Source organism: Microbacterium ulmi (genome assembly GCF_011759705.1).
Lineage (GTDB): Bacteria > Actinomycetota > Actinomycetes > Actinomycetales > Microbacteriaceae > Microbacterium > Microbacterium ulmi.
Genome location: NZ_JAAOZF010000002.1, coordinates 255,229 through 268,106, shown reverse-complemented (window position 1 = coordinate 268,106; position 12,878 = coordinate 255,229). Strand labels below are relative to the sequence as shown.

The window sequence follows — 12,878 nt, the reverse complement described above, 5'->3', positions numbered from 1 at the left end:
CCCGAAAGCCACGCCCCCATGCTGCGAATCGCCGTGCCGAACAAGGGCTCCCTCGCCGACACCGCCTCCGAGATGCTCCACGAGGCCGGATACGTCGGCCGGCGCGACCCGAAAGACCTGCACGTCATCGACCCCCAGAACGACGTCGAGTTCTTCTACCTGCGCCCCAAGGACATCGCGACCTACGTCGGGTCGGGCGCGCTCGACGTCGGGATCACGGGCCGCGACCTCCTCTTCGACGCCCGGATGCCGGGGGCGCGCGAGATCGAGGCGCTCGGCTTCGGCGACTCGACGTTCCGGTTCGCGGGGCCCCCTGGACGCTTCACCCGGCTCGAAGACCTCGACGGCGTGCGTGTCGCGACCGCGTATCCCGGCCTCGTGGACGCGTTCCTCGACGCGCGGGACATCGCGGTCGACCTCGTGCCCCTCGACGGCGCCGTCGAGTCCGCCGTCGAGCTCGGCGTCGCGGACGCCGTCGCCGACGTCGTGTCGACGGGAACGACGCTGCGGCAGGCCGGCCTCGAGATCTTCGGCCCCGTGCTTCTCGAGTCGGAGGCCGTCCTGATCGGCCCCGCCGTGAAGGTCGACGGCACGGAGACGCTGCTGCGGCGGCTGCGCGGCGTCATGGTCGCGCGCAGGTACGTGCTCATCGACTACGACCTGCCCGTGCACCTGCTCGACCAGGCGGTCGCCGTCGCCCCCGGGATCGAGTCGCCGACCGTGTCGCCGCTGCGCGACCCCGAGTGGGTCGCCGTGCGCGTCATGAGCCCGCGCAAGGGCGTCAACCAGGTCATGGACGCCCTCTACGCGATCGGCGCGCGCGCGATCCTCGTGACCGAGATCCACGCAGCGAGGCTCTGATGGCGCTCGTCTGCCGCGTCATCCCCTGTCTCGACGTCGCCGGCGGCCGGGTCGTCAAGGGCGTCAACTTCGAGAACCTGCGCGACATGGGCGATCCCGTCGAGCTCGCGCGCGCGTACTTCCTGCAGGGCGCGGACGAGATCACCTTCCTCGACGTGACCGCGACGGTCGACGAGCGCGCCACGACCTACGACGTCGTGCGCCGCACGGCCGAGGAGGTCTTCATCCCGCTGACGGTCGGCGGGGGAGTGCGATCGACCGAGGACGTCGCACGGCTGCTGTCCGTCGGCGCCGACAAGATCGGCGTCAACTCCGCCGCCATCGCACGCCCCGGTCTGATCGACGAGATCGCCGACCGGTTCGGCGCGCAGGTGCTCGTCCTGTCGCTCGACGTCAAGCGCGCCTCGGCCGGGGTCATCGACCGGATCCCCTCGGGGTTCGTCGTGACGACCCACGGCGGCCGGACGGAGACCTCGCTCGACGCGCTCGAATGGGCCCGCGAGGCGACCCAGCGCGGCGCGGGCGAGCTCCTGGTCAACTCCATCGACGCCGACGGCACGAAGGAGGGCTTCGACCTCGAGCTCGTCTCGCTCATGCGCGAGATCTCGAGCGTGCCGGTCATCGCCTCCGGCGGCGCAGGACGCGCCGAGGACTTCGCACCCGCGATCCACGCGGGTGCCGACGCCGTGCTCGCGGCATCCGTCTTCCACTCGGGCCAGCTGACCGTCGGCGACGTGAAAGCGGCGCTGGGAGCCGAGGGGATCGAGACACGATGACCGAGACCATCGAAGAGCGCATCGCGCGCGTGACGTTCGACGACAAGGGCCTCGTCGCGGCGATCGTGCAGCAATGGGACACGCGCGAGGTCCTCATGCTCGGCTGGATGGATGCCGAGGCCCTCCGCCGCACGCTCACCTCGGGTCGTGTGACCTTCTGGTCGCGGTCGAGGCAGGAGTACTGGCGCAAGGGCGACACGTCGGGCCACATCCAGGTCGTGCGCGGCGCGCGCCTCGACTGCGACGGCGACGCCGTCCTGCTGCAGGTGGAGCAGGTCGGGCCGGCGTGCCACACGGGCACGCGGACGTGCTTCGACGCGGACGACCTCGACCCCGTCGTCGGGCCCGATCCCGTCGACGCGTCATGATCGCCCGCGCGCGACTCCTCGCGGTGATCGCGATCGTCGCGACGGGGGCCCTCGGCGTCGTCTCGTCGACGCAGACGTGGCTCACGGTGGCTCTCGCCGACGGCGCCCACCGCGAGCTCGCGGTCCCCGGCGCCTCCGCGATCCCCGTCCTCGCACCGCTGAGCCTGGCCCTCCTCGCCCTGGGCCTCGCGCTGACGATCGTCGGACCGGCCCTGCGGTACGTCTTCGGCGCGCTCACGGTGACGATCGCGGTCGCCCTGACCGCCCTCACGGGGACCGTGGCGATGCAGCGCCCGGCATCCGCCGTCGCATCGACCGTCACAGAGGCGACGGGGCTCACGGGGGAGGCCGCCGTGTCGGCGCTCATCACGTCGACGGCGAGCACTCCGTGGCCCTTCGTGACGCTCGCGGGCTGGATCGTGCTCTTCGCCGCGGGGGTGCTGACGCTCTCGACGGCGCACGCGTGGCGCGGCAGCGGCCGCCGGTACCGCCCCGGCGATGCGACAGCCGCTGCCCCCGCGGCATCCCGCCCCCACGACGCGATCGACGACTGGGACGACCTGTCGCGCGGCGCTGATCCGACCGCCTGACCCCGCTAGACTGACGGAACCCGCCTTACCCCGGAGGACATCCATGAGCAACCCCATCGGCGACCCTGGCCACGGACATTCGCCGGCCGCGTGGACGGCTGTCGTCATCATGCTGGTCGCCGTGACGCTCGGCACGGTCTTCTTCTTCTTCGACCTGCCGGTGCTCGTCTGGGCGTCGGTCGCTCTTCTCGTCGTCGGGCTCATCGTGGGCTGGGGTCTGGCCAGGGCGGGCTACGGCGTCAACGGTCCGAAGTACGCGCCGAAAGAGCATTGAGCATGCTCGCCGACCTCACGGCCGGCGCGGTTCAGGATGCCGAGGCTCGCGCCTCAGAGCGGCCGCTTGCGGCCGTTGAGGGGGCAGCGCTCGCGCAGGCGCCGGCACGCGACGCCCTCGCCGCGCTCGCCCCCGCCGACCGCGTCAAGATCATCGCCGAAGTCAAGCGTGCGAGCCCGTCGCGCGGAGACCTGGCCGCCATCCCCGACCCCGCGCTGCAGGCGGGGCTCTATGAGCGGGGCGGCGCCTCGGCGATCTCCGTCCTTACCGAGGCCCGGCGCTTCAAGGGCAGCCTGGCCGACCTCGAGGCCGTCAAGTCCGCCGTCGGCCTGCCCGTGCTGCGCAAGGACTTCATCGCGACCGAGTACCAGGTGCTCGAGGCGCGCGCGTCGGGCGCGGACCTCGTGCTCCTGATCGTCGCGGCCCTCGAGCAGGACGTCCTCGCGCGCCTGCACGCGCTGACGCTCGAGCTCGGCATGACACCACTCGTCGAGACCCACTCCGCGACCGAGGTCGCTCGCGCCGCCGATGTCGGCGCGAGGCTCGTGGGCGTCAACGCGCGCGATCTGTCGACCTTCCACCTCGACCGCGACCTCTTCGGGCGGCTTGCAGAGCAGATCCCCGCCGGCGCCGTGAAGATCGCCGAGTCGGCCGTGCTCGCCCCCGCCGACGTCGCGCACTATCGTGCCGCGGGCGCCGATGTCGTGCTCGTGGGGGAGGCCCTCGTGACCGGCGACCCCGTCGCGACGCTCGGAGCGTTCCTGGAGGCGGGATCGTGAGCCTGCGCGCGGCAACGGGGCCCTTCTTCGGCGAGTTCGGCGGGCGCTACATGCCCGAGTCGCTCGTCGCCGCCATCGACGAGCTGACGGCCGAGTACGAGGCCACCAAGACCGACCCCGGGTTCCAGGCCGAGTTCGCGCGGCTCCTGCACTCGTACGCCGGCCGCCCTTCCGCGCTCACGGAGGTGCCGCGGTTCGGCGCGCACGCGGGGGGCGCGCGCGTCTTCCTCAAGCGCGAAGACCTCAACCACACGGGCTCGCACAAGATCAACAACGTGCTCGGCCAGGCGCTGCTCACGAAGCGCCTCGGCAAGACGCGCGTCATCGCCGAGACGGGCGCGGGCCAGCACGGCGTCGCGACGGCGACGGCGGCGGCGCTGTTCGGCTTCGACTGCACGATCTACATGGGCGAGGTCGACACGCAGCGCCAGGCCCTCAACGTCGCTCGCATGCGGCTCCTGGGCGCCGAGGTGATCCCGGTCACGACGGGGTCCCGCACGCTCAAGGACGCCATCAACGATGCCTACCGCGACTGGGTCGCGAGCGTCGAGACGACGAACTACATCTTCGGCACGGCGGCGGGGCCGCATCCGTTCCCCGCCATGGTGCGCGACTTCCAGAAGATCATCGGCGAAGAGGCCAGGCGCCAGCTCCTCGACGAGCTCGGCCGTCTCCCCGACGCCGTCCTCGCCTGCGTGGGCGGCGGTTCGAACGCGATCGGCATGTTCGACGCGTTCCTCGACGACGAGCACGTCAGGCTCTACGGCGTCGAGGCCGCCGGCGACGGCGTCGACACGCCGCGCCACGCCGCCTCGATCGAGCGCGGCCGACCGGGCGTGCTGCACGGGGCGAAGACCTACGTCCTGCAGGACGAGGACGGCCAGACGATCGAGTCGCACTCCATCTCGGCCGGGCTCGACTACCCGGGCGTCGGCCCGGAGCACGCGTGGCTCGCCTCGATCGGCCGGGCCGAGTACATCCCCGCGACCGACGACGAGGCCATGCAGGCTCTGCGGCTCCTGTCGCGGACGGAGGGCATCATCCCCGCGATCGAGTCCGCCCACGCCCTCGCAGGCGCGCTTCGCATGGGCCGCGAGCTCGGCCCAGACGCCGTCCTCGCGGTGTGCCTGAGCGGGCGTGGAGACAAGGACATGGACACGGCCGCACGCTACTTCGGCCTGTACGATGCCGGAGCGGTGTCGTGAGCCGGGTCGCCTCCGCGATCGACGCGGCGCGCTCGCAGGGAAGGGGCGCGTTCGTCGGATACCTGCCGCTCGGCTTTCCCGATCTCCAGACGAGCATCGACGCGGCCGTCGCCGTCGCCGAGAACGGCGCGGACGTCCTCGAGCTCGGCCCTCCCTATTCCGACCCCGTCATGGACGGGACCGTCATCCAGGAGGCGACCCAGGCGGCCCTCGCGGGCGGATTCCGCCTCCGCGACACGTTCACGGCCGTCCGCGAGATCACCCGGCGCGTCGACGTGCCCGTGCTCGTCATGACCTACTGGAACCCGGTGCTCCAGTACGGCGTCGACCGGTACGCCGACGACCTGCTCGCCGCGGGCGGAGCGGGCCTCATCACGCCCGACATCACGCCGGAGGCGGCTCCCGAGTGGATCGCCGCGAGCGAGCGAACGGGCCTCGATCGCGTCTTCCTCGCCGCGCCGACCTCGACCGACGAGCGCCTCGACCTCATCGTCGAGAGCTCGACGGGCTTCGTGTACACGGTGTCGACGATGGGCATCACGGGGGAGAGGGCGCAGCTCGATGCCGCGGCCCGCACCCTCGTCGAGCGACTGCGCGCCCACGGCTGCGAGCGCGCGTGCGTCGGGATCGGCATCTCGAACGCCGCGCAGGTGGCGGGCGTGCTCGACTACGCGGACGGCGCGATCGTCGGCACGGCGCTCGTGCGGGCCCTCCGGGACGGCGGGCTGGACGGGCTCGCCGAGACGGCGCGGAAGCTCGCGTCCGGCACGGTGCTCGCGCCTGACGCCGCTTAGACTTTCCCCGGCCGGCCGCTCGCCGGAATCCCCCTCAGCAAGGACGTACGCCCCATGATCAACGCCGCGCAGAGCATCCCGACCCAGGGCGTGGTTGCGAGCATCCCGAGTCCGCCCGTGAGCTCCTTCACGTTCGACATCTTCGGATGGCACCCCACGATCCACTTCTACGCGCTGTGCATCATCGCGGGGATCATCCTCGCCGTGCTGCTCACGAACCACCGCCTGACCAAGCGCGGCGCGGAGCCGTGGGTCGTCGTCGACATCTCTCTGCTCGCCGTCCCGATCGCGATCATCGGCGCACGGATCTACCACGTCCTGACGCACTGGGGGTTCTACTTCGGAGAGGGCGCCAACCCGTGGTCGGCGCTGTTCATCTGGGAGGGCGGGATCGCGATCTACGGGTCGCTCATCGGCGGCGCGATCGGCGCGTGGCTCGGATGCCGCTGGACCGGCATCCGCTTCTGGACCTTCGCCGACGCGCTCGCGCCCGGCCTCCTGCTCGCGCAGGCGGTCGGACGCTTCGGCAACTGGTTCAACCAGGAGCTGTTCGGCCTGCCGACCGACGTGCCGTGGGGCCTGGAGATCGCATACCCGAACCCCGCGTGGCCCGTCGGGCTGCCCCAGGGGACCCTGTTCCACCCCACGTTCCTCTACGAGGTCATCTGGAACCTGCTGGGCGTCGTCGTCCTCCTGTGGGCGGGCAGGCGCTTCAAGCTCCAGTGGGGGCGCCTGTTCGGCCTGTACCTCGTCTGGTACAGCGCGGGACGCATCGTGTGGGAGTCGATCCGCATCGATCCCAGCGACATCATCCTCGGTCTGCGCACGAACGTGTGGGCCGCGATCGTCGGCGTCGTGCTGGGTCTGGTCATCATGTTCGTGCAGAAGCGCCGCCACACGGGCCTCGAGCCCTCGCCGTACGTGCCAGGCCGTGAGTGGGCTCCCGAGGGCGCTGTACAATCGCAGAACACGAACGACTTCGTCGATCTCAGCGACCCGAGCAGCGAAGTCATCGAGGCCGCCGCCACAAGCACAGTCGCCACGAAGTAAGGCAGAGTTCGCTCTCCGCATTCCCCCGGGCCGACGTCGTCCCATCTTGAGCATCAATGTGAGGACGGTTGGTATGGCTTCGAGCCCCCGTCACAGCCCCACCGGCCAGTCCGGTCTGGGTGTGTTCCCGTCGAAGCAGGGCATGTACAACCCTGCGTTCGAGAAGGACGCCTGCGGTCTCGCCATGGTGGCGACGCTGCGCGGCGAGCCCGGGCACGACATCATCGACCTGGCGCTGACGGCGCTGCGCAACCTCGAGCACCGCGGTGCGATCGGCTCCGACGCGGGCACGGGCGACGGCGCGGGCATCCTGACGCAGATGCCGGACGCCTTCCTCCGCGCCGTCGTCGGCTTCGAGCTGCCGCCCGTCGGCGAGTATGCGGCGGGCATGGTCTTCCTGCCGCGGGATGCCGAGGCCCGCGCGGCGCAGAAGGCGGGCATCGAGGCCATCGCGGCCAGCGAGAACCTCGTCGTGCTCGGCTGGCGCGACGTGCCGACGCAGGACCACCACCTCGGCAAGCTCGCGTTCGAGGCCCGCCCGACCTTCGAGCAGTTCTTCGTCTCGCGCCCGGCCGTGGGCGACGCGCCCGCGCTGTCGGGCATCGACCTCGACCGCCGCGTCTACCGTCTGCGCAAGCGCGCCCGCAGGGAGCTCGACGCGTACTTCGTCTCGCTGTCGAGCCGCACGCTCGGTTACAAGGGCATGGTCACGACGCTCCAGCTCGAGCCGTTCTACCCCGACCTGTCCGACGAGAGGTTCGCCTCCGAGCTCGCCGTCGTGCACTCCCGCTACTCGACCAACACGTTCCCGTCGTGGCCGCTCGCTCAGCCGCTGCGCATGCTCGCGCACAACGGCGAGATCAACACGGTCAACGGCAACCGCAACTGGATGCGCGCGCGCCAGTCGCAGCTCGAGTCGCAGCTCGTGGGCGACATCCGCCCGCTCCTGCCGATCTGCACGGAGGGCGCGAGCGACTCGGCGTCCTTCGACGAAGTCCTCGAGCTGCTCACCCTCACGGGCCGCAGCCTCCCGCACGCCATCATGATGATGGTGCCGGAGGCGTACGAGAAGCAGACCGACATCGACCCGGCGCTGCGTGCGTTCTACGACTACCACTCGCTGCAGATGGAGCCGTGGGACGGCCCGGCCGCGCTCATCTTCACGGACGGCACGCTCGTGGGGGCCACGCTCGACCGCAACGGCCTGCGCCCGGGCCGATGGACCGAGACGACCGACGGCCTCATCGTCATCGGCAGCGAGACGGGCGTTCTCGACTTCGCGCCCGAGCGGATCAAGCGCCGCGGGCGTCTGCGTCCCGGTCGCATGTTCCTCGTCGACACGGCCCAGCGCCGCATCATCGAGGACGAGGAGATCAAGGCCGAGCTCGCGACGATGCAGCCGTGGCAGGAATGGCTCGACAAGGGGCGGGTGCGCCTGGCCGACCTCCCCGAGCGCGAGCACATCGTCCATCCGATCGCATCGATCACCCGTCGCCAGCGCACCTTCGGCTACACCGAGGAGGAGGTCCGGATCCTTCTCGCCCCCATGGGCCAGAACGGCGCGGAGCCCCTCGGCGCGATGGGCAGCGACACGCCCGTCGCGGTCCTCAGCAAGCGGCCTCGCCTGCTGTTCGACTACTTCACGCAGCAGTTCGCGCAGGTGACGAACCCGCCGCTCGACTCCATCCGCGAAGAGGTCGTGACGAGCCTCAAGACGGGCCTCGGCCCCGAGCCGAACCTCCTCTCGTGGGGACCCGACCACGCCCAGAGCGTGACGCTCGACTTCCCCGTCATCGACAACGACGAGCTCGCCAAGATCCAGCACATCGACCGCGCGCTCCCGGGCCGCACGTCGGTCACGATCAAGGGGCTGTACCACTCCGACCTCGGCTCCGGTGCCATGAAGGCGCGCCTCGACGAGATCTGCGACGAAGTGGATGCCGCGATCGAGCGCGGCGTCGAGTTCATCGTGCTCAGCGACCGCGACTCGAACAAGGACCTCGTCCCGATCCCTTCGCTGCTGCTCGTGGCCGCCGTCCACCACCACCTCATCCGCAACGAGACCCGCATGAAGGTCGGGCTCGTCGTCGAGGCCGGCGACGTCCGCGAAGTGCACCACGTCGCGACGGTCCTCGGATACGGCGCGTCGGCCGTGAACCCGTACCTCGCGATGGAGACCGTCGAGTATCTGGTGCGAACCGGCTTCATCACGGGGATCTCTCCCGACAAGGCGGTCAGGAACGTCATCTACGCGCTCGGCAAGGGCGTCCTGAAGATCATGTCGAAGATGGGCGTCTCGACCGTCTCGTCGTATGCGGGCGCCCAGGCGTTCGAGGCGATCGGGCTGGGCCAGGACGTCATCGACGCGTACTTCACGGGAACCGAGTCGAAGCTCGGCGGGATCGGCATCGAGGAGATCGCGGCCGAGAACAAGGCGCGTCATGACTTCGCGTACCCCGAAGACCAGGCCGCGCGCGCGCACGAGCGCCTATGGACCGGTGGCGAGTACCAGTGGCGCCGCGACGGCTCGCCGCACCTGTTCAACCCCGACACGGTGTTCCGCCTGCAGCATTCGACGCGCACGCGTCGCTATGACATCTTCCGCGAGTACACGAAGCTCGTCGACGACCAGGCGGCCGAGCTCAAGACCCTCCGCGGCATGTTCACGCTGCGCAAGGGCGAGCGCCCGCCCGTGCCGATCGACGAGGTCGAGCCGGTGTCGTCGATCGTCAAGCGCTTCTCGACGGGAGCCATGAGCTACGGCTCGATCTCGCGCGAAGCCCATGAGACGCTCGCGATCGCCATGAACCGCCTCGGCGGGAAGTCGAACACCGGCGAGGGAGGCGAGGACGTCGACCGCCTCCTCGACCCCGAGCGCCGCAGCGCCATCAAGCAGGTCGCGTCGGGTCGCTTCGGCGTCACGAGCCTGTACCTCACCGAGGCCGACGACATCCAGATCAAGCTCGCGCAGGGGGCCAAGCCCGGCGAGGGCGGTCAGCTGCCGCCCACGAAGGTCTACCCGTGGATCGCGCGCACGCGCGGCGGGACGGCCGGCGTCGGGCTCATCTCTCCGCCGCCGCATCACGACATCTACTCGATCGAAGACCTCAAGCAGCTCATCTTCGACCTCAAGCGGGCGAACCCCAAGGCGCGCGTGCACGTCAAGCTCGTGAGCCAGTCGGGCATCGGCGCGGTCGCGGCCGGAACCGCGAAGGCCCTCGCCGATGTCATCCTCGTCTCGGGACACGACGGCGGCACGGGCGCGTCCCCACTCAACTCGCTCAAGCACGCAGGGACGCCGTGGGAGCTGGGCCTCGCCGAGACGCAGCAGACCCTCATGCTCAACGGGATGCGCGATCGCGTCGTCGTGCAGGTCGACGGCCAGCTCAAGACCGGACGCGACGTCATCATCGGAGCCCTGCTCGGCGCCGAGGAGTTCGGCTTCGCGACGGCGCCGCTGGTCGTGTCGGGCTGCATCATGATGCGCGTCTGCCATCTCGACACGTGCCCCGTCGGCGTCGCGACGCAGAACCCGGTCCTGCGCTCGCGCTTCACGGGCAAGCCGGAGTACGTCGTGAACTTCATGGAGTTCATCGCGGAGGAGGTGCGCGAGCACCTCGCCGAGCTCGGCTTCCGCACGCTCGACGAGGTGATCGGCCACAGCGAGCTGCTCGACGTCAACGGCGCGGTGGATCACTGGAAGGCCAGCGGGCTCGACCTGACACCGGTCCTCGAGGGTCCCGCATTCGCGGCGGATGAGCCGCGCCGCAACCTCCGTCCGCAGCACCACGAGCTCGACGAGCACTTCGACGTGCAGCTCATCGAGAAGGCGCAGGACGTCATCGCCCACGGCGGTCGCATCACGATCGACCTGCCGATCCGCAACACGGCCCGAGCGGTCGGGACGATGCTCGGCCACCACGTCACGCTCGCGCACGGGCAGAACGGTCTGAAGTCCGGCTCGATCGTCGTCAACCTCAAGGGCTCGGCGGGTCAGTCCTTCGGCGCCTTCATGCCCGCGGGCATCACGCTGCGCCTCGAGGGCGACTCGAACGACTACGTCGGGAAGGGCCTGTCGGGCGGTCAGATCGTCGTCCGCCCCCCGAAGGCCGCGACCTTCGACGCGTCGGAGAACGTCATAGCGGGCAACGTCATCGGCTACGGCGCGACGCAGGGCACGATGTTCCTGCGCGGCGTCGTCGGCGAGAGGTTCTTCGTCCGCAACTCCGGTGCGACGGCCGTCGTGGAAGGCGTCGGCGACCACGCGCTGGAGTACATGACGGGCGGCCTCGCGGTCATCCTGGGCTCGACGGGGCGCAACCTCGGCGCCGGGATGTCCGGCGGCACCGCCTACATCTACAAGCTCGACCCCAAGCTCGTGAACCGGGAGGCTCTCGCAGCCGGCGAGCTCGAGCTCGGCCCGCTCGGGTCGGGGGACGCCGAGATCCTCCGCGATCTGCTCGTTCAGCACATCGCCGAGACCGACTCGACGCGCGCCGCCGCGCTCCTCGAGAACTTCGAGCAGGAGCTCGACAACTTCGTCCGTGTGCTTCCGCGCGATTACGCGGCGGTACTGCAGACCCGCCAGGAGGCGGTCGCGGAGGGGCTCGACCCCGATGGCGACGTCGTCTGGAGCCGCATCCTGGAGGTGACGGGTGGCTGACCCGAAGGGCTTTCTCAAAGTCACGGAGCGCGAGCTTCCCGCTCGGCGCCCTGTGCCCGTCCGCATCCTCGACTGGAAAGAGGTGTACGAGCCGGGCGACTCGGCCGTGCTCCGCCGCCAGGCAGGGCGCTGCATGGACTGCGGCATCCCGTTCTGTCACAAGGGGTGTCCGCTCGGCAACCTGATCCCCGAGTGGAACGACCTCACGTGGCGCGGCGAGGGCCGCGCGGCGATCGAGCGTCTGCACGCGACGAACAACTTCCCCGAGTTCACGGGACGCCTGTGTCCCGCTCCGTGCGAGAGCGCGTGCGTCCTCGGCATCAACCAGCCCGCCGTCACGATCAAGCAGGTCGAGGTCTCGATCATCGACGAGGCCTTCGGCAACGGCTGGGTCGAGGCCGAGCCCCCCGGACGGCTGACGGGCAAGACGGTCGCGATCGTCGGATCGGGCCCCGCCGGGCTCGCGGCGGCGCAGCAGCTGACCCGCGCGGGTCACACCGTCGCGGTCTTCGAGCGCGACGACCGCATCGGCGGACTGCTGCGGTACGGCATCCCGGACTTCAAGATGGAGAAGCGCCACATCGAGTCGCGCATCCGCCAGATGCAGGACGAAGGCACGCGCTTCCGCGCGGGCGTCGAGATCGGCAAGGACATCTCGTGGAGCGAGCTGCGCGCCCGCTACGACGCGGTCGTCGTCGCGACCGGCGCCACGATGCCGCGCGATCTTCCTCTGCCGGGGCGCGACCTCGCGGGCGTCCACTTCGCGATGGAGTACCTCGTGGAGTCGAACCGGGCGACGGCGGGCGACGCCGTCCCGCACCAGATCACCGCCGAGGGCAAGCACGTCATCGTGATCGGCGGCGGCGACACGGGCGCCGACTGCATCGGCACGGCGCACCGGCAGGGTGCTCTGAGCGTCACGAACCTCGCGATCGGCCGTCGCCCTCCGGGCGAGCGCCCGGAGCACCAGCCCTGGCCGATGACGCCGACGGTGTTCGAGGTGCAGTCCGCGCACGAAGAGGGCGGCGAGCGGGCGTATCTGGCCTCCACCGTCGAGTTCATCGGCAACGAGGCCGGCGAGGTGCGCTCGCTGCGCATCGCCGAGACGGAGTTCGTCGACGGCAGGCGCGTGCCCAAGAGCGGCACCGAGCGCGACATCCCCGCGGACCTCGTCCTCATCGCGATGGGCTTCACCGGCCCCGAGCGGGAGCACCTCGAGGAGCAGCTGGGCGCCCAGTTCACGGGGCGCGGCGCCGTCGAGCGCGACGACGAGTGGCAGTCCACGGCGCCCGGCGTGTTCGTCGCCGGCGACGCGGGCCGAGGCCAGTCGCTCATCGTGTGGGCCATCGCCGAGGGCCGCGCGGCGGCCGCGAGCGTCGACGCCTACCTCATGGGCGAGACGTCGCTGCCGGCACCCGTGCGCCCCACAGACGTCGCGATCGGCCTCTAGGCTCGACAACGGCACACCCCCGCTTCTCAGACGGCCCCGCGTAGGCTTGACGAGGCTCAGATTCGACA

At 70.6% G+C, this 12,878-nt stretch carries 11 protein-coding genes; all 11 read left to right on the top strand.

Going from position 1 to position 12,878, the window contains the following annotated elements:
- Nucleotides 1–18 precede the first annotated feature (18 nt).
- The 11 genes from hisG to FHS08_RS13860 all read left to right on the top strand — a co-directional run bounded on the left by hisG (nucleotide 19) and on the right by FHS08_RS13860 (nucleotide 12,810).
- Nucleotides 19–861 carry an ATP phosphoribosyltransferase gene (gene hisG, locus FHS08_RS13910; protein WP_167040386.1) on the top strand — a complete coding sequence of 281 codons (843 nt, stop codon included), beginning with the start codon at nucleotides 19–21 and terminating at the stop codon, nucleotides 859–861.
- The gene (gene hisF / locus FHS08_RS13905) at nucleotides 861–1,637 is read left to right on the top strand and encodes an imidazole glycerol phosphate synthase subunit HisF (RefSeq protein ID WP_167040384.1); all 777 of its coding nucleotides are present in this window, start codon (nucleotides 861–863) and stop codon (nucleotides 1,635–1,637) included. Before hisG ends, hisF begins: the two co-directional genes overlap by 1 nt.
- Entirely contained in the window at nucleotides 1,634–2,005 is a 372-nt protein-coding gene (gene hisI, locus FHS08_RS13900; protein ID WP_167040382.1) for a phosphoribosyl-AMP cyclohydrolase, read from the top strand. Before hisF ends, hisI begins: the two co-directional genes overlap by 4 nt.
- Entirely contained in the window at nucleotides 2,002–2,595 is a 594-nt protein-coding gene (locus tag FHS08_RS13895) for a Trp biosynthesis-associated membrane protein (protein ID WP_167040380.1), read from the top strand. Before hisI ends, FHS08_RS13895 begins: the two co-directional genes overlap by 4 nt.
- A gap of 43 nt (nucleotides 2,596–2,638) precedes the next feature.
- Nucleotides 2,639–2,869 carry a DUF6704 family protein gene (locus tag FHS08_RS13890; protein ID WP_167040378.1) on the top strand — a complete coding sequence of 77 codons (231 nt, stop codon included), beginning with the start codon at nucleotides 2,639–2,641 and terminating at the stop codon, nucleotides 2,867–2,869.
- 2 nt (nucleotides 2,870–2,871) lie between these two features.
- Complete coding sequence (gene trpC, locus FHS08_RS13885; protein WP_167040376.1) at nucleotides 2,872–3,648, top strand: indole-3-glycerol phosphate synthase TrpC; 777 nt, start codon at nucleotides 2,872–2,874, stop codon at nucleotides 3,646–3,648.
- The gene (gene trpB / locus FHS08_RS13880) at nucleotides 3,645–4,853 is read left to right on the top strand and encodes a tryptophan synthase subunit beta (RefSeq protein ID WP_167040374.1); all 1,209 of its coding nucleotides are present in this window, start codon (nucleotides 3,645–3,647) and stop codon (nucleotides 4,851–4,853) included. The genes trpC and trpB overlap by 4 nt, the downstream gene beginning before the upstream one ends.
- Nucleotides 4,850–5,647 (top strand): tryptophan synthase subunit alpha, encoded by a 798-nt coding sequence (trpA, locus tag FHS08_RS13875; RefSeq protein WP_167040372.1) that lies wholly within the window; start codon nucleotides 4,850–4,852, stop codon nucleotides 5,645–5,647. Before trpB ends, trpA begins: the two co-directional genes overlap by 4 nt.
- Before the next feature lie 54 nt (nucleotides 5,648–5,701).
- Nucleotides 5,702–6,697, top strand: a complete 996-nt coding sequence (lgt, locus tag FHS08_RS13870; protein WP_167040370.1) for a prolipoprotein diacylglyceryl transferase — start codon at nucleotides 5,702–5,704, stop codon at nucleotides 6,695–6,697.
- Nucleotides 6,698–6,770: 73 nt separating this feature from the next.
- Nucleotides 6,771–11,360, top strand: coding sequence for a glutamate synthase large subunit (gene gltB, locus FHS08_RS13865; protein WP_167040368.1), 4,590 nt, complete (start codon nucleotides 6,771–6,773; stop codon nucleotides 11,358–11,360).
- Nucleotides 11,353–12,810 carry a glutamate synthase small subunit gene (locus tag FHS08_RS13860; protein WP_167040366.1) on the top strand — a complete coding sequence of 486 codons (1,458 nt, stop codon included), beginning with the start codon at nucleotides 11,353–11,355 and terminating at the stop codon, nucleotides 12,808–12,810. The genes gltB and FHS08_RS13860 overlap by 8 nt, the downstream gene beginning before the upstream one ends.
- Nucleotides 12,811–12,878 lie beyond the last annotated feature (68 nt).